The organism is Brachybacterium vulturis, from assembly GCF_043641765.1.
Classification (GTDB): Bacteria; Actinomycetota; Actinomycetes; order Actinomycetales; family Dermabacteraceae; genus Brachybacterium; species Brachybacterium vulturis_A.
Genome location: NZ_JBHZRO010000002.1, coordinates 50539 through 67156 on the forward strand (window position 1 = coordinate 50539; position 16618 = coordinate 67156).

The 16618-nt window shown below is 71.0% G+C and carries 13 protein-coding genes; 10 read left to right on the forward strand and 3 right to left on the reverse strand.

What is annotated here, in order from left to right; all coding sequences use genetic code 11:
* Positions 1-59: 59 nt before the first annotated feature.
* The 3 genes from ACHUEU_RS01710 to ACHUEU_RS01720 all read left to right on the forward strand — a co-directional run bounded on the left by ACHUEU_RS01710 (position 60) and on the right by ACHUEU_RS01720 (position 2908).
* On the forward strand, positions 60-848 hold the full coding sequence (locus ACHUEU_RS01710; RefSeq protein WP_394214154.1) for a hypothetical protein: 789 nt from the start codon (positions 60-62) through the stop codon (positions 846-848).
* A 41-nt stretch (positions 849-889) separates the two neighbouring features.
* Complete coding sequence (locus ACHUEU_RS01715) at positions 890-1933, forward strand: hypothetical protein (protein ID WP_394214155.1); 1044 nt, start codon at positions 890-892, stop codon at positions 1931-1933.
* Between the two features lie 75 nt (positions 1934-2008).
* Complete coding sequence (locus tag ACHUEU_RS01720; protein WP_394214156.1) at positions 2009-2908, forward strand: co-chaperone YbbN; 900 nt, start codon at positions 2009-2011, stop codon at positions 2906-2908.
* 68 nt (positions 2909-2976) lie between these two features.
* On the opposite strand, the gene glgB is transcribed toward ACHUEU_RS01720, so the two are convergent.
* From glgB to glgX, 3 genes are all read right to left on the reverse strand, one after another.
* Positions 2977-5217 carry a 1,4-alpha-glucan branching protein GlgB gene (gene glgB / locus ACHUEU_RS01725; RefSeq protein WP_394214157.1) on the reverse strand — a complete coding sequence of 747 codons (2241 nt, stop codon included), beginning with the start codon at positions 5215-5217 and terminating at the stop codon, positions 2977-2979.
* A 1-nt stretch (position 5218) separates the two neighbouring features.
* On the reverse strand, positions 5219-7246 hold the full coding sequence (locus tag ACHUEU_RS01730) for an alpha-1,4-glucan--maltose-1-phosphate maltosyltransferase (RefSeq protein ID WP_394214158.1): 2028 nt from the start codon (positions 7244-7246) through the stop codon (positions 5219-5221).
* A 63-nt stretch (positions 7247-7309) separates the two neighbouring features.
* Positions 7310-9544 (reverse strand): glycogen debranching protein GlgX, encoded by a 2235-nt coding sequence (glgX, locus tag ACHUEU_RS01735; protein WP_394214159.1) that lies wholly within the window; start codon positions 9542-9544, stop codon positions 7310-7312.
* Positions 9545-9814: 270 nt separating this feature from the next.
* On the opposite strand from glgX, the gene ACHUEU_RS01740 reads away from it, so the two are divergent.
* The 7 genes from ACHUEU_RS01740 to ACHUEU_RS01770 are packed head-to-tail and all read left to right on the forward strand — an operon-like array spanning position 9815 to position 16601.
* Positions 9815-10969 (forward strand): AAA family ATPase, encoded by a 1155-nt coding sequence (locus ACHUEU_RS01740; protein ID WP_394214160.1) that lies wholly within the window; start codon positions 9815-9817, stop codon positions 10967-10969.
* Positions 10970-11019: 50 nt separating this feature from the next.
* On the forward strand, positions 11020-11916 hold the full coding sequence (locus ACHUEU_RS01745) for a DUF58 domain-containing protein (RefSeq protein ID WP_394214161.1): 897 nt from the start codon (positions 11020-11022) through the stop codon (positions 11914-11916).
* Entirely contained in the window at positions 11903-12421 is a 519-nt protein-coding gene (locus ACHUEU_RS01750) for a hypothetical protein (RefSeq protein WP_394214162.1), read from the forward strand. Before ACHUEU_RS01745 ends, ACHUEU_RS01750 begins: the two co-directional genes overlap by 14 nt.
* On the forward strand, positions 12418-13434 hold the full coding sequence (locus tag ACHUEU_RS01755; protein ID WP_394214163.1) for a vWA domain-containing protein: 1017 nt from the start codon (positions 12418-12420) through the stop codon (positions 13432-13434). The genes ACHUEU_RS01750 and ACHUEU_RS01755 overlap by 4 nt, the downstream gene beginning before the upstream one ends.
* Positions 13434-14429, forward strand: coding sequence for a vWA domain-containing protein (locus ACHUEU_RS01760; RefSeq protein ID WP_394214164.1), 996 nt, complete (start codon positions 13434-13436; stop codon positions 14427-14429). Before ACHUEU_RS01755 ends, ACHUEU_RS01760 begins: the two co-directional genes overlap by 1 nt.
* A complete protein-coding gene (locus ACHUEU_RS01765) occupies positions 14426-15352 on the forward strand; it encodes a hypothetical protein (protein WP_394214165.1) in 927 nt (308 codons plus the stop codon). Before ACHUEU_RS01760 ends, ACHUEU_RS01765 begins: the two co-directional genes overlap by 4 nt.
* A 43-nt stretch (positions 15353-15395) precedes the next feature.
* Positions 15396-16601: a cysteine desulfurase family protein gene (locus ACHUEU_RS01770; RefSeq protein WP_394214166.1), complete on the forward strand. Its 1206-nt coding sequence runs from the start codon at positions 15396-15398 to the stop codon at positions 16599-16601.
* Positions 16602-16618: the final 17 nt, after the last annotated feature.

Sequence of the window (16618 nt, forward strand, 5' to 3'; positions counted from 1 at the left end):
GTATCGTGGACTGGTCATCCGTTCGGCCTGCGCCGAGCCACTCCGAAGGAGCATCTACCGTGCAACGACTCCTGGCCGTCCTCCTGGTCCTGATCGGCCTCACCGGGCTCGTGCTGGGCCGCCTGGGCGAGACCACCTGGGCCCCCGAGACCGAGACCACGGCCACGGTGGAGCTCTCCGCTCCCGGGCCCGCCGTGGTCATCGACCCCGGCGTGCTGTACGTGGGCGGCGAAGCGGGCGAGCTCGTGATCGAGGGTGCCTCCGACGTCTCCGTGATCACCGCCGGAGGCGGGGACATCGAGGCCTACCTCGAGGATGTCCACTACACCCGCATCACCGGAGCGAGCGGCTGGAGCACCCTCAGCACCCAGGAGGTCAACCCGGAGGGCGCGGACCAGCTGAGCGATCCCACCTCCTCGGACCTCTGGCGCACCGTCGAGACGACGCCGAGCCCGCACACGCTCGACGTCGCCGAGTTCTGGGCCGCAGAGAACGGCGAGAACGAGCAGGTGTACCGCTCTCTGCTGATCGTCACCGATGGCACCGAGGCCGGGGCGGAGCAGATCTCCATCACCTGGCCGGTGGACGCGGAGAACGAGTGGGTGCCCTTCGCCTACGCGGGCGGAGCGGCGATCGCCGTGATCGGCCTCGTGCTGCTGGTGGTCTCGCTCGGCGGTCGTCGCCGTGACGAGGACCAGGCCGAGCTGGTCGAGGACGCCCCGCGGCCCCCCGCCGGCGACCCCGTCGAGCATGCTGACCCCGCCGTGGACCCGACGACGGAGGGGACCCCCGACGACGACCGGACCGAGCAGATCGACGTCGTCGATGATGAGGAGGGACGGCGATGACCCGCTACGACCTGCGCCACAGTGCGCGGAAGGATCTGACGATGAGCACTCGCCCCATCGGCCGCCGCGGCCTCTTCCTGGGGGCGGGCGGCCTGCTCGCCACCGGACTGCTCGCCGCCTGCGGCTCCGAGATCGAGCCGCCCGCGGCACCGCCCACCGGCAAGCAGCTGGCCGAGCCGACCCCGGTCCAGACCACCGAGCAGCTCACGAGCATCGTGCCGGAGGTGAACGCGGCGGTGGTGGCTGCGGACGAGGCACGGGATGCGGAGATGCTCGCTCCCCGCGTCTCCGGGTCCGCCGTCGACTTCCGCACCGCGGCCTACGCGATGATCGAGGAGGCCGAGGAATGGGCGGAGGAGCTCCGGGTCCCCGGCGCGGAGCTCCTGGTGCCGCTGACCTCCGTGAGCTCCGAGTTCCCGCGGGTGGCGATCGCCCTGGTCGAGGACTCCGAGGAGGCGGGCGTGCCGTACTTCATGGCACTCCAGCAGCCCGATGCGACCTCGCCGTACGCGGCCTGGGGATGGGCGCAGCAGGCGGTGGGCATCGAGATGCCGATGGTGGCCAACGCTGAGGTGGGTTCCGAACAGGTCACCGTCGACAGCGAGGGGTTCGTGATGACCCCGACCGCGGCCCTGGAGCTGTACGCGAAGGTGCTCTCCCTCGGCGACGCCGAGGACCCGGACGATCAGCTGGCGCCGAATCCGTTCCAGACTGGGACCCATGAGCGCATCCAGACAGAACGCACTGAGCTCAACGCGGGCGTCGAGAAGGACGAGGCGGCCACCGTCCACGAGTCCTTCTCCGTGAAGTCGGAGGAGTTCGCCGGGCTGCGCACCGATGACGGCGGGGCGATCGTGATGGGGACCCTGCTCTCGACCCGGACGGTCGACATCAAGGACGGCGCCACGATGAGCTACGCCGAGGACAACAAGTACACCAAGGTGATCGGGAAGAAGGAGTTCACCTCCGAGTACATCCGGACCTTCGGCACCCATGTCGCGATGTACATCCCCTCGGCGGACGCCGGCGGCCAGATCCAGCCCATCGGTGCCACCCAGACCGCGCTCAGCGCCACCGGGGAGTGACCGGGCCGCGAGAACGCAGCAGCGGACGGACTCCCTAGACTGGGTGCGTCCCGCAGTCATCGAAGGAGTTCACCTGTGACCGATCCATACGGAATCATCGACCTCGCCGCGCTGAAGCAGCCTGCCGGCACCGCGACGGGCGGGGCGGCACCGACGGGCACGCCGTCCGCCCACGAGGTCGCCGTCACCGAGCAGGGGCTCGACCAGCTCATCGCCGACTCCCAGCAGATCCCCACCCTGCTGCTGGTCACCAGCGCTCGAGTGCCGGAGGCGGACCAGTTCCTCAGCGGGCTGCGCCGCGCGGTCGATGCGAAGGGCGGGGCCGTCCGTCTGGGCATCGTCGATGCCGACACCGAGCAGCGCGTCGCCGGCGCCCTGCAGGTCCAGCAGCTGCCCACCCTGCTCCTGCTGATCCAGGGCCAGCTCCAGCCGATCGTCCAGTCGGTGATCCCCGACGCGGAGATCGACAACCTCCTCACCCAGGTGGTGGAGGTCGCACGCCAGCAGGGCATGGAGCTGCCCGAGGGGGAGGAGGCGCCGCAGGAGCCGCAGGAGGAGCCGCTGCCGCCGCTGATCGCCGAGGCCTACGAGGCGATCGAGCGCGGCGATCTCGACGCCGCCGTCGCGGCGTACGAGAAGCAGCTGCAGGAGAGCCCGGCCGACGCGGAGGCGAAGGCGGGACTGGCCACGGTCTCGCTCATGCATCGCACCCAGGACGCGGATCTCGCCGCGTCCCGCGAGGCGGCGGCGCAGCGCCCCGACGATCTGGAGGCGCAGCTGCTGGTCGCGGATCTGGACATGCTCGGTGGCCATGTCGATGATGCCTTCGCCCGCCTGCTCGAGCAGCTGCGGGGAGCGGACCAGGAGACCAAGGACGTCGTGCGCGCCCGCCTGCTCGAGCTGTTCGAGGTGGCCGGTCCCGCCGACCCGCGAGTGGCCCCGGCCCGCAAGCGGCTCGCGAACCTGCTGTTCTGAGCTCACTGCACTGAGCAGAGTCGCAAAAAGGGGCGGTGGCCGATGGCCACCGCCCCTTCCGTCATCCCTCAGTCCCGCAGTCGCTCGGGGACGAGGATCACCGCGGCCAGCGGCGGCACCGACAGCCGCACCGAGTGCTCGCGGCCGTGCAGGGACAGCTGCTCGGCGTGCACGCGCCCCAGGTTCCCGACCCCGCTGCCGCCGTACACCGGCGAGTCGGAGTTGAGCACCTCGAGCCAGGTCCCTCCCTCGGGCAGCGGGATGCGGTACTCGTGCCAGGGCTCCGCCGAGAAGTTCAGGACCACGACCACCGGATCCCCGGCGGTGTCGCGTCGCACGAAGGACAGCGCGTTGTGGGCGGCATCGTCACCGACCAGCCATTCGAAACCGCCCGGGTCCTGATCCCGCTCGTACAGCGCCGGGAACTCCGCCTGGACGGCGTTGAGGTCCTTCACCAGCTGCTGGGCACCGCGGTGCAAGGGGTACTCCAGCAGCCACCAGGGCAGCCCCGCCTGCTCGGACCATTCGGTGCCCTGGGCGAACTCGATGCCCATGAACACCAGCTGCTTGCCCGGATGGGTCCATTGGAAGGCCAGGTAGGCGCGCAGCGTCGCCGCCTGCTGCCAGTCATCGCCCGGGGCCTTGCGCAGCAGCGAGCCCTTGCCGTGCACGACCTCGTCATGGCTGAGCGGGAGCACGAAGTTCTCGGAGTACTGGTAGACCATCGAGAACGTCATCTCGCCGTGGTGGTACTGGCGGTGGATCGGGTCCTGTCCGAGGTACTCGAGGGTGTCGTGCATCCACCCCATGTTCCATTTGAAGCCGAAGCCCAGGCCACCGGCGTCGGTGGGGCGGGTGACCCCCGGGAAGGAGGTGGACTCCTCGGCGATCATCATGATGCCGGGGGCCCGCTTGTACGCGGTGGCGGTCGCCTCCTGGAGGAAGGCGATGGCCTCGAGGTCCTCGCGCCCACCATGGCGGTTGGGGATCCACTGGCCGTCCTCACGGGAGTAGTCGAGGTACAGCATGGAGGCGACCGCATCGACCCGCAGGCCGTCGACGTGGAACTCCTCGAGCCAGTAGCAGGCGTTGGCGACCAGGAAGTTGCGCACCTCGTTGCGGCCGGTGTCGAAGATGTACGTGCCCCAGTCCGGGTGCTCGCCGCGCCGCGGATCGGCGTGCTCGTACAGCGGGGTGCCGTCGAAGCGACCCAGCGCCCACTCGTCCTTGGGGAAGTGGGCCGGCACCCAGTCCAGGAGCACGCCGATGCCGGCGTTGTGGAGGGTGTCGATGAGATGGCGCAGCTCGTCGGGGGTGCCCAGCCGGGAGGTGGGGGCGTAGTACCCGGTGACCTGGTAGCCCCAGGAGCCGCCGAAGGGATGCTCCGCCACCGGCATGAACTCCACATGTGTGAAGCCCATCTCCGTGACGTAGTCCGTCAGCTCGGTCGCCAGCTCCAGGTAGCTCAGTCCCGGCCGCCAGCTGGCCAGGTGCACCTCGTAGATCGACATCCGGGAGGTGAGCGGGTCGTGCGCGGCACGCTCCGCCAGCCAGTGGTCATCGGTCCACTCGAAGTCGCTGCGGGTGATCACGGAGCCGGTCGCGGGCGGGACCTCCGCGAAGCGGGCCATCGGATCGGCCTTGTCGCGCCAGACGCCGTCGGCCCCGAGGATCCGGTACTTGTAGGTGTCGCCGTCCCCGCTGCCGGGGGCGAAGATCTCCCAGACGCCGGAGGCCCCGAGGGAGCGCAGGGCGTGCAGGCGCCCGTCCCAGCCGTTGAACGTGCCCACCACCTGCACCGCCCGGGCATTCGGGGCCCAGACGGTGAAGGAGGTGCCCTCCACGCCGTCGAGGGTGCGCTCGTGTGCGCCCAGCGCCTGCCACAGCTCCTCGTGGCGGCCCTCGCGGATGAGGTGGAGATCCAGCTCGCCCACGGTGGGCAGGAAGCGGTACGCCTCCTCGAGCTCGATCGGCTCGGCCTGCGCGGACCAGGTGACCCGGATCCGGTAGGCGGGGAGCTCGGCGTGCTCCACCACTGCGACCCAGATGCCGTCGTACTCGTGCTCCATGGCGACGGAGCCGCCGTCGGGGAGCACCACGGCGACCTCGTGCGCGAAGGGCTTGAGCGTGCGGACGGTGACGGCCCCCTCGTACTCGTGGGCGCCGAGCACCGAATGCGGCTCGTGGTAGCTGCCGGTCGCGGTGGCTCCCAGCTCGTGCTCGCCCAGCGGCATCACCGCCGCGGCGAGGGTGCGCGCAGTCCGAGCTGCCGGAGCGGTGGCCGTGGGACGTTCGGGAGTCTCGGTCATGTCAGCTCTCCTCTGGGTGGATGATCCGCAGGACGTGGGCGGGCCGGTCGGCCGCGCTCAGGATCACGAAGGGGGCGCGCCCCCAGCTGAACCGTTCGCCGGTCAGCAGGTCCTCGACCTCGAACGACTCGCCCACCCCGAGAGCGTCGAGATCCAGGTGGACGGTGGTGCGGGCATCGCGGTCGTGAGCGGTCAGGGAGACCACCAGCACGGTGTCCGGCGCGCCGGTGCCGCTCGCGGCGGCATCGAGGTGCTTGGAGAAGACCAGCACCTGCTCGTCGTCCGCCTCGTGGAAGCGGATCGTGGTGAGGGTCTGCAGCGCCGGGTGCTCGCGACGGATCCGGTTCAGCGTCCCCAGCAGCGGCTCGAGGCTCTGCCCGCGGGCGAGAGCACCGGCGTAGTCACGGGGCTTGAACTCGTACTTCTCGTTGTCGATCTGCTCCTGGGCGCCCGGCCGGGGTACGTCCTCGACCAGCTCGTACCCGCTGTAGATGCCCCAGGTGGGGACCAGGGTGGCGGCGAGGATCGCCCGCAGCACGAAGGCGCTGCGACCGCCGGAGCTCATGTACGGGGTGAGGATGTCGTGGGTGGTGGGCCAGAAGCTGGGTCGCATGTACGGGGCGGACTCCACCAGCTCCTCGAGGTACTCGCGCAGCTCCTGCGCGCTCTCGCGCCAGGTGAAGTAGGTGTAGCTCTGGTGGAAGCCGACCTTGCCCAGGGTGTGCATCATCGTGGGCCGGGTGAACGCCTCGGCCAGGAAGATCACCTCGGGATGCTTCCGGTCGAACTCCGCGAGCAGCTCCTCCCAGAAGCGCACCGGCTTGGTGTGCGGGTTGTCGATGCGGAACAGCGTCACCCCGTGGGCGACCCAGTGCTCGAGCATGTCCCGGATCGCGGCATACAGCCCTTCGTAGTCGGTGTCGAAGCTCAGCGGGTAGATGTCCTGGTACTTCTTCGGCGGGTTCTCCGCGTAGGCGATGGTGCCGTCGGCCTGCACCGTGAACCACTCCGGGTGCTCGGTGACCCAGGGATGGTCGGGGGAGCACTGCAGGGCGATGTCCAGCGCCACCTCGAGCCCGAGCTCGCGGGCCCGGGCCACGAAGGCATCGAAATCCTCCAGCGTGCCCAGCTCCGGATGGATCGCCTCGTGACCGCCCTCGGCCGAGCCGATCGCATAGGGGGAACCGGGATCCCCGGGCTGCGGGTCCAGGGTGTTGTTGCGCCCCTTGCGGAAGGTGGTGCCGATCGGATGGATCGGGGTCAGGTAGGCGACGTCGAAGCCCATCTGGGCGATCCGCTCCAGGGAGCGGGCGGCGGTGCGGAAGGTGCCGGAGGTCCAGCCGTGCTCGGGGTCGAAGCGCGCGCCCTCGGAGCGGGGGAAGAACTCGTACCAGGAGCCGTACAGCGCCCGTCGACGCTGGGCGATCAGGGAGTACGGCCCGGAGACGGTGACCCCGTCGCGCAGCGGACGCTCGGCGAGGACTCCGCGCAGGTCCGCCGCCAGGGCCGGGGCGACGCGGGCCGAGGCCGGCAGCCCTGGGGCGCGCAGGCTCTCCAGCGCGGCGGCCACCACCGGGCCGTCGGCGGCCGGACGGGTGCCGGCCTCGATCTCGGCGAGGACGCGTCGCAGCACGACGGCGCCCTCGGCGCAGACCAGGTCGGGGTCGATCCCCGCCGGGATCTTCACCTCGGCGGTGTGGGCCCAGCTGTCGTACGGCGCGGAGAACGCTTCGATCCGGAAGCTCCAGTGGCCGGTGGACCCGGGACGGATGGTGGTCTCCCACAGGTCCAGGCCCGGGTTGACCGAGCGCAGCGCCTGCCGCTGCTCCGCACCGTCGGGGGAGACCAGCACCAGCTGCACGCCCATCGCGTCGTGTCCCTCACGGAAGGCGTTGGCGCTGACCGTGACGGTCTCGCCCTCGACGCAGCGGGCCGGGAACCGCCCGCCGTCGACCACCGGCTGCACGTCCATGATCGGGATCCGGCCGATGCCGGCTCCCGGTCCCGTGAGGTCTGTGGACTCGGACATGGGCCCTCCTACCTGAGCGCTCGTCCGGGACGAGGCACTCTGCGACGGTCGCGGTGACGGTCCTCACGATAGCCGCTTCGCAGGCCCCTCTGCGGCGTCGGGCGTGATCCCGAGGACGACCACGGCCCCGGGCGCGACCAGGACGGCCCGATCGGTCAGCGGGGAGAGGGCCAGTTCCTCGGGGGTCTCCAGCGCGGTGTCCAGCAGTACGCGGGCACTGCCCTGCGGCCAGGGAGCGCCCGGCAGCGTGACCGGCAGCGCGTCCGGCTCCGAGGAGAGGATCACCAGCAGGTGCTCAGCGCCCTGGCGTCCCCGGATCGCAGGCCGGAGCATCACCAGCAGATGCTGGGAGGGGTTCATCCAGTCCTCGTGGGTCATCGGGCGGCCCTCGGCATCGAACCAGGCGACCTGGTCGCCATCCAGCGCGGCGGGATCCGCGGGGCGCAGGAAATGCGGGGCGCGCAGCTGGAGGTGCTCGCCGCGCAGCTGGAGCAGCCGGGTCACGGTCTCGCCGAGCGCGTCGATGCGGGGGTTGCGGGCCCAGTTCATCCAGGAGATCTCGTTGTCCTGGCAGTAGGCGTTGTTGTTGCCCTGCTGGGTGCGCAGCCGTTCGTCGCCGGCGGTGAGCATCGGGGTGCCCGAGGCGAGTAGCAGCGTGGCCAGGATGCTGCGGGCGGTGCGCCGACGGGCGGCCTCGATCTCCGCGGCCGCCTCGGCGCCCGGGGGCAGCTCGCCCTCGTGACCATGGTGGTAGGAGCGGTTGTCGGAGGTGCCGTCGCGGTTGTCCTCGCCGTTGGCCTCGTTGTGCTTGGTCTCGAAGGCGGTGAGGTCCCGCAGGGTGAATCCGTCGTGCGCGGTGACGTAGTTGAGCGAGGCCCAGGGCGAGCGCAGGCTGCGCCCGGCGGGCAGATCGAGCGGGTCGCCGCCGGTGAGCAGATCGCTGGAGCCGGCCAGACGGGTCGCCAGATCGCGGACCCCGCCGATGGCGTGGTTCCCCGAGCGCTCGCGCATCGCACGGTCCGAGAGCCAGAAGGCGCGCACGTCGTCGCGGAAGGCATCGTTCCATTCCGCGAAGGGCACCGGGAAGTTCCCGGTCTGCCAGCCGCCGGTGCCCACGTCCCACGGTTCGGCGATCAGCTTGACCCCGCGCAGCACCGGGTCGGTGGCGATGGCGCGCAGCAGCGGATGATCGGGGCGGAAGCCGCGCTCGTCCCGCCCCAGCGTCGCCGCCAGGTCGAAGCGGAAGCCGTCCACGTGCATCTCCTGGACCCAGTACCGCAGGGAGCCGAGGATCAGGTCCATCACGTGCACCGAGCGCGGGTCCAGGGTGCCGCCGGTCCCGGTGACGTCGAAGAACCGGCCGTGGTCGGTCCAGTAGTACTCGAGGTTGTCCAGGCCCCGCAGCGAGAGGGAGGGACCGTCCGCTCCGCCCTCGGCGGTGTGGTTGAAGACCACGTCGAGGATGACCTCGAAGCCGGCCGCGTGGAGGCTGCGCACCATGGTCCTGACCTCGTCCACCACGGCCTGTGCACCGGCATTCTGGGCCGCGGCGGTGGCCAGTGACGGGTTCGGGGCGAAGAACGACAGCGTCGAGTAGCCCCAGTAGTTCGTCAGCCCCAGCCGGGTCAGGTGCGGCTCATCCATCGCCGCGTGGATCGGCAGCAGCTCGATGCTGGTCACGCCCAGGCCGCGCAGATAGCTCGTCACCGCCGGATGGCCCAGCCCTGCGTAGGTGCCGCGCTGCTCGGGCGGCAGGTCGGGATGCAGCTGGGTGAATCCCTTGACGTGCATCTCGTAGAGCACCGTGGAGCCCCAGTCCACCAGCGGTCGCAGATCGTTCTGCCAGTCGAAGGCATCGGAGACGACCACGGACCACAGGGCGTCGTCGCCGTTGTCGGTTCCGTCGCGCTGCGCCGCGTCCCCGACGCGGTCGAGCATCGCGTCCACCTCGAAGGGGAAGAACGAGCTCAGCAGCGGTGAGGAGTGCGAGATGCCGCGCGCCCAGGGATCCAGCAGCAGCTTCTTGGGGTTGCACAGCAGCCCGGCCGCGGGGTCCCAGGGGCCGTCCACGCGCAGCCCGTACTGCGTGCCCGGGGTCATCCCGCTCACGTGGTCCCAGTGCAGGCCGCCGTCGATGTGGCGCAACCGCTGCCGGTGCTCGGCGGCACCTCGGCGGAGGCACAGGTCCACCCGGTGGGCCCGCGGCGCGGCGACGGCGAAGGTCCCGCGACCCTGCTCGTCGACCAGCAGGCCGGGGGACGTGGGAGCGACGGGGGGAGTCGCACGATCTGCAGGCACCCGGGCATTCTGCCATCGCACAGCGCGTGGATGACCTCTCGGGTGATCCGTGCCGCTAGGATCGACGCGGTGGTCCCGGATCCGTCGCGGACGGAGGCAGGGTCACCGGCAGGACACAGCCGCCCGGCTGTTTTCATGACCGCCCCGCCCGGCCAGGGCCGTCGCGGCCGCCGGCCGTCCCGGGGGGAGGGCCGCGAGCGCCGGTCATGCGAGGACGGACCAGCGGCAGCAGCCGCACGAGCAGAACGCACGACGGGGGAACCGCAGCGCATGAGCAACCCACCCAGCCAGCAGCCCGGGGACCTGGGGCGCCCCGCCGTGTCTCCCGCGCCGTCGGGGTCGTCGGCGGCCTCCGCCCCGGGAGCGGGACACCCGGCGGGAGGCCCGGCAGCCGGGGGCGGGCCGCAGCGCCGCCCCGGTGCCTTCGCGCCCTCGGGCCCTGCCATCTCGCCGACGGACCTCGAGCGCAGCGGTGCCGTCATCAGCACCATCTCCGGGGTGTTCCACTCCCGCGTGGTCGGCCAGGAGAACCTGCGCCTGACCCTGGTGGCCGCGCTCGCCGCCGGCGGGCACGTGCTGCTGGAATCCGTGCCGGGTCTGGCCAAGACCACTGCGGCCAGTGCTCTGGCCTCGTCGATCACCGGCTCCTTCGCCCGCATCCAGTGCACGCCGGACCTGATGCCCAACGACATCATCGGCACCCAGATCTTCAACTACGGCTCGGGGACCTTCACCACCCAGCTGGGCCCGGTGCACGCCAACGTCGTGCTGCTGGACGAGATCAACCGGTCCAGCGCGAAGACGCAGTCCGCGATGCTCGAGGCGATGCAGGAGCGCCAGACCTCCATCGGTGGCGAGGTGTACCGCCTGCCGGAGCCGTTCATGGTGCTCGCGACCCAGAACCCGATCGAGGAGGAGGGCACCTATGTCCTCCCCGAGGCGCAGATGGACCGCTTCCTGATGAAGGAGATCCTCACCTATCCGCGCCCCGCCGAGGAGCACGAGATCCTCGATCGCTCGACCGCGGGCAGCCTCACCGGGCCTCGGCAGGCCGTGGGCACGGTGACGCTCGAGGACGTGCGCTTCCTGCAGGCGATGGTCGACCAGGTGTACGTGGACCCGGCGGTCAAGCGCTACATCATCGATCTGATCTTCACCACCCGCGGTTCGGGACCGCGCCCGGTGCCGAACCTCACCCAGTCGGTGCGCGTGGGTGCGAGCCCCCGCGGCTCCCTCGCCCTGATGCGGGTGGCGCAGGCCCATGCCCTCCTCCAGGGCCGGGACTACGTCACCCCCGACGATGTGCGGGCCATGCGGTACGGCGTCCTGCGCCATCGTCTGGTGCTCACCTTCGACGCACTGGCCAGCGGCATCAGACCCGAGCAGATCATCGATGCGGTCTTCCACGCCGTGCCGATGCCCTGAAGGACGACACGGACGACACGGACGACAAGGACGGAGCGCGACACCACCTCATGGCCACCTCGCTGCTGACCCGCGTCAAGGCCCGGGTCGATCTGCACACCTCGAACCGGGCGCGCGGGCTCATCCAGGGCCGCGGGCGCTCGATGTTCAAGGGCAGCGGCGAGGACTTCGACGACCTGAAGTACTACCAGCCCGGGGACAAGATCTCCGACATCGACTGGAAGGCCACCGCCCGGTCCGGGGAACCGCTGATCCGGCAGTTCAACGAGGAGCGGGTGCGGCACCTGTCGGTCGTGGTGGACACCTCCTCGGCGATGGCGGCCACCGCCGCCGACGGCAGCTCCAAGCGGGACGCGATGATCCTGGCCGCCGGGATGGTCTGCTTCCTGGCGCAGAAGAACGGCGACCTGGTGGGCATGGTCGCCGGAAGCGAGCAGCAGCCGATCCAGCTGCCGGCGCGCTCGAGCGACGGCCACCTCGAGCTGCTGCTGCGCACCGCCCAGCAGGCGACCACCACCGCCGCCGCGACGGCAGACAGCGCCTGGCTGCTCGAGCGCGCCTTCCGGGTCACCGCCCGGCCCACGCTGATGACGATCATCACCGACGAGGCCCATCCCACCGTCGAGGACTTCACGCTGCTGCGTCGGCTGACGACCCGGCACGACGTGATGGTGATCCGGATCGCCGACGCCGACCCGCTGCAGGGCTCCTCGCTCGACTCCGAGGTGGTCGACGTGGACTCCCCGCGCGAGATCGCCTCCCTGGCGCGGACCTCGAAGAGGGTCGCACGCGATGTCGCGGCCTATCGCGGCGCCCGCCGGGAGGGCATCGCAGAGATGCTGGACCGCCTGCACGTCAGCCACCTGCTCACCCAGGGGGAGACCACCGTCGTGGACGACATGATCGCCCTGCTGCGGTCGAGGGAGTACCGCAATGCGCGTTCCTGAGCCGTCGCTGCTCGGCGCGGCACCCGGGCTGCTGACCGCGCCCGCGCCGCCGGAGATCATCACCCCGCCCCAGTACTCGATCGCGTGGGTGATCCTCGCCGTGCTGTGCGTGCTGGTGATCATCGCCCTGATCGTGGCCACCCTGAAGATCACCCGGGCGATCGAGAAGCGGATCGCCTACCGCCGGCGGCCCGATGACGTCGAGGCGCTCAAGGCCGAGTTCCTCCGTGCGGTCAACGACATCGCGGATCGCCACGAGGCCGGGCAGCTGGAGAGCCGCGAGGGGCATCACGAGCTCACCGGGGTGATGCGCCGCTTCGTGCGCCGCACCACCGGTCACGACGTCACCAGCCAGGATCTGGCGACGCTGCTGGCCGATCCGCGCACCCGAGCCGTCGGTGAGCTGATCGAGGACCTCTACGAGCCCGACTTCGCGATGTCCTCCGATCGTGACCTGCGGGCATCGGTGCGCCGGGGGCGGGAGGTGATCCGTACGTGGTCATGATCTTCTGGTGGGTCACCGGGCTGCTCCTGGCGGCCGCGCTCGCGGTCTGGGCGATCAGCTTCTGGAACCGGCGGGCCCTGCGCCGCTCACCGGTGCTGGTGGCGAACTCGCGCTACCTGGACCGGATCCCCAGCTTCGTGCGCGCCCAGCGCACCGCCCGGGTGGTGCGGGTGCTCCAGGTGGGCATCGCCGTGTTCGCGGTGATCGCCGCCTCGCTGCTGTCGGGGAGGATCGCCAGCGAGCGCATCCAGACCCCGGAGTTCTCGTCGCGGGACATCGTGCTGTGCCTGGACGTGTCCGGGTCGATGTACGAGTACGACGCCGAGATCCTCGACACCTTCGCGCAGCTGGTGGACACCTTCGACGGGGAGCGGGTGGCGCTGTCGATCTTCAACTCGACCAGTCGCACCGTGTTCCCGCTGACCAACGATTACGACCTCATCGAGCGGGAGCTGGAAGCCGGCGCCGAGGCGATCGACTTCGACGAGTTCGGGTATCGCCTGGGCAACCGGGACTACTCCGAGGACAAGGTGCGCCAGTACGTCGAGTTCGTGGAGGGCACCCGCGGCATCCCCGACGAGGCCTCGATCGTCCCGGACGGCCTCGCCTCCTGCGCACAGGTCTTCGACCGGGCGGAGGAGGACCGCTCGCGGTCGATCATCTTCGCGACCGACAACGAGGTCAACGGCGATCCGATCTTCACCCTCGAGGAGGCGACGCAGCGGGTCGCCGATCGGGAGATCGACCTGTACACCTTCTATCCCGGGGCCTTCGAGTGCGGTCCGCGCTGCTTCGAGGAGCTCGAGGCGGCCACCGCGGACCAGGACGGCGGGCTGTACCAGTCCTCGGACCCGGAGGCGATCCCCTCGATCATCAACGAGATCCAGAAGACGCAGGCCGAGGTGATGGGAGCGACGCCGACGGTGGTGCGGACCGATCACCCCGCCACCGGGTTCGTGCTGACCTTCCTCGCCCTGGCGGGGATCCTGGTGCTGGGATGGAGGACCCGCTGATGCGTCTCGAGCTCCTGATGCCCCTGTGGGCCCTGATCCCGCTGTGCGGCGCGATGGCGACCCTGTGCGTCGTGCTGCTGGTGCGCCGTCCGCGCCAGCGGCTCATGTGGGGGCGCCGGCTGCTGATGGTGCTGCTGCTGGTGGTGGTGGCGCTGCGTCCGGTCACCCCGATCGAGGGCGAGCAGACCGAGCGGATGAACGCCAACGTGTTCTTCGTGGTGGACCGCACCGGCTCGATGAACGCCGAGGACTATGCGGGTGACCAGCCGCGGCTGGACGGGGTGAAGGCCGATATGACGCGGATCATGGGGATGACCGAGGGTGCTCGCTACTCGATCATCGCCTTCGACTCCACCGCCACCCGGCAGCTCCCCCTGACCACCGATGCCGGGGCGGCGACGGCCTGGATCGACACCCTCACCACCGAGCCCACCGCCTATTCGCAGGGCTCCAACGTGGACCGTGCGCTGACACCGCTGATGGTGGAGATCACCGGGGCGAAGCGCGAGGACCCCGAGTCCAGCGTGCTGGTGTACGTCCTCTCCGACGGTGAGAACACCGATGGGAAGGATGCGGAGTCCTTCCGCCAGGCGGCGGGATTCATCGACGGCGGTGCGGTGCTCGGCTACGGCACCGCGGAGGGCGGACCGATGAAGGCCGAGGGCGGCGCTGAGGACGGCGAGTACATCACCGGCCCCGACGGGCAGCAGGGCATCTCGCGCATCGACGAGGAGCAGCTGCAGACCATCGCCGACCAGCTCGGCGTCCCCTACCTCCACCGCGACGATCCCGAGGCGCCGATCGAGGGCACGATGGAGAACATCACGCTGCGCCCGGTCCCGAGCGAATCGCGGCGGGACGTGGCGAGCTTCGAGGACTGGTACTGGGTCGCCTCGATCCCCCTGGCCGCACTGCTGATCTGGGAGCTGGGGGAGATGACCTACCGCCTGCCGCGCAAGCTCGACCGCTATGACATCTCAGGAGCGCAGCGATGAGCACACCACCGGCACCGCCACCGCGCACCGGGACTCCGTCCGGACCGGGGCCCCGCAGCGGCGCGCTCGCCCAGGACCTCAGCGGCAGCCCGAAGGACTTCGGTCTGAACGTGAAGCGGCTGCGCCGGGCCCGGATCATCGTCCTGGCGATCCTCTCGCCGCTGCTCCTGCTGCTGGCCCTGCTGGCGGTCCGCTTCGTGTCCATGCCCCTCACCCAGGCGACGCATCTGGGCGCCTACGAGGACGGGGACTACTCCGCAGCCGTGGAGCGACTGGCCCCGGTGGAGTTCGCCAACTGGTTCGAGCCGTACCTGCCGCACCTGTCCAAGGGCACCTCCCTGCTGCAGCAGGGCGAGGACGCCGCGGCCGAGGAGGAGCTGAGGCTCGCACTCCAGGAGTGGACCTCGCACAGCGACCTGAACTCCCCGATGCACGCCCAGTGCAAGATCCTCAACAACCTCGCCCTCTCCATCGAGCGTCAGGCCGACCTCCTCGAGGACCCGCAGCAGCGCGCCGACCGTTTCTTCGAGGCCGAGCAGCTGCTGGCCCCCTGCGCCGGTGGCGGCGGGGGCCAGCAGGGCGAGGGCCAGGGCGGTGGCGGCTCCGGCAACGAGGACTCCGAGACCACCGAGGGCAACGGCGAACGGGTCGAGGAGAAGCGCCGCGAGGCCGATGAGGAGGCCGGCAACGATCCCGATGCCCGTGGCGACGAACAGCCCGGGACCCCCGGTCAGCAGGATCCCGGGGATCCCACTCGCGAGGACCCGGAGGGCGGGGAGCCCGAGGAGGAGGCCCCCACCGACGGCGACTCCGAGGAGGAGCAGAAGGACGACGAGCTCGAGCAGCGCAATCGCGACGCCCAGGGGGGCGACGGCGACGACGATCCCGGGGAGACATCCGACGATCCGGTGAGGCCGTGGTGAGCCGGCGGTGCGGAGCATGAGGACGAGAGGACGAGGAGACGCAGTGACGACGCACGACGGTGAGGAGCGCGCGTACCTCGATCACGCCGCGACCACGATGCTGCGCCCCGCGGCGCGGGATGCCTTCCTCGAGGCCTCCGCAGTGCGGGGGAACCCCTCCTCCGTGCACACCTCGGGTCGGCGCGCCCGCGGGGTGCTCGACGACTCCCTGGCGCGGATCGCCGCCCTCCTGGACGTGCCGCGCAGCTGGGTCATCATGACCTCGGGAGGCACCGAGGCGGACAACCTGGCGCTGCGCGCGGTCCCCCGGGGCGTGCAGGAGCAGGACCCCTCACGCACCGCCGTCGCGGTCGCCGCGACCGATCATCCCGCGGTCCTCGCTACCGCCCGCTCGCTGAAGCAGGACGCTGTACCCGGGGTCGGCGGGTTCGAGGTGCGCGAGCTGGAGGTGGACGGCGACGGCGCTCTGCGCCCGTCGGCGATCGCCGACGCCCTGGCCGACGGGACGGTGGGGGTGGCCAGCGCAGCCCTGGTGAACAACGAGACCGGCGCCGTGCAGGACATCGCCGCACTGGCTGCTCGTGCCCGGGAGCACGGCACCCTGGTGCACACCGACGCCGTCCAGGGCGTGGGGCACGTGCCGCTGCCGAGCTGGCAGGACGTGGATCTGATGTCGCTGTCCGGGCACAAGCTCGGCGCACCGGTCGGGGTGGGGGTGCTGGTGGCCCGGCCCGGGGTGCCCTTCGCGGCGCTCAGCACCGGCGGCGGGCAGCAGCGCGGGGTGCGCTCGGGGACCCTGGATGCCGCCCACACCGCCGCCTTCGCCGCAGCGCTCCAGGAGGCACTCGGCGAGCGCGAGGAGCAGTCCGCGCGGTTGCACGGACTGGCCCGGATGCTCCGTGACGGGATCCGCGGGATCGACCCGGAGGCCCGCTTCACCCTGGAGGAGACGGCCCCGCAGTCCGGACACATCGTGCACGTCGTCTTCCCGGGCGCGGATTCGGACTCCCTGCTCTTCCTGCTCGACGAGCGCGGGGTCGACTCCTCGGCCGGCTCCGCCTGCTCGGCCGGAGTGACGCAGGCCAGTCCCGTGCTCGCCGCGATGGGCGTGAGCGACGCGCAGGCGCGCGGGGCGCTGCGCCTCTCCCTGGGCTGGACCAGCACCGACCGTGACATCGAGATCCTGCTGGCGGCGCTGCCCGAAGCGCTGGTCCGGGCCCGCGCCGTGGGCGCGCTGATGCGGCCCTGAGCACCGCGCGGACGGGG

What these genes read in the sequence shown, in the direction of transcription:
- ACHUEU_RS01715 (WP_394214155.1), top strand. Translation starts at nt 890, where the DNA reads ATGAGCACTCGCCCCATCGGCCGCCGCGGCCTCTTCCTGGGGGCGGGC.
- glgB (WP_394214157.1), bottom strand. Translation starts at nt 5,217, where the DNA reads ATGACCGAGACTCCCGAACGTCCCACGGCCACCGCTCCGGCAGCTCGG.
- ACHUEU_RS01730 (WP_394214158.1), bottom strand. Translation starts at nt 7,246, where the DNA reads ATGTCCGAGTCCACAGACCTCACGGGACCGGGAGCCGGCATCGGCCGG.
- ACHUEU_RS01740 (WP_394214160.1), top strand. Translation starts at nt 9,815, where the DNA reads ATGAGCAACCCACCCAGCCAGCAGCCCGGGGACCTGGGGCGCCCCGCC.
- ACHUEU_RS01745 (WP_394214161.1), top strand. Translation starts at nt 11,020, where the DNA reads ATGGCCACCTCGCTGCTGACCCGCGTCAAGGCCCGGGTCGATCTGCAC.
- ACHUEU_RS01750 (WP_394214162.1), top strand. Translation starts at nt 11,903, where the DNA reads ATGCGCGTTCCTGAGCCGTCGCTGCTCGGCGCGGCACCCGGGCTGCTG.
- ACHUEU_RS01755 (WP_394214163.1), top strand. Translation starts at nt 12,418, where the DNA reads ATGATCTTCTGGTGGGTCACCGGGCTGCTCCTGGCGGCCGCGCTCGCG.
- ACHUEU_RS01760 (WP_394214164.1), top strand. Translation starts at nt 13,434, where the DNA reads ATGCGTCTCGAGCTCCTGATGCCCCTGTGGGCCCTGATCCCGCTGTGC.
- ACHUEU_RS01765 (WP_394214165.1), top strand. Translation starts at nt 14,426, where the DNA reads ATGAGCACACCACCGGCACCGCCACCGCGCACCGGGACTCCGTCCGGA.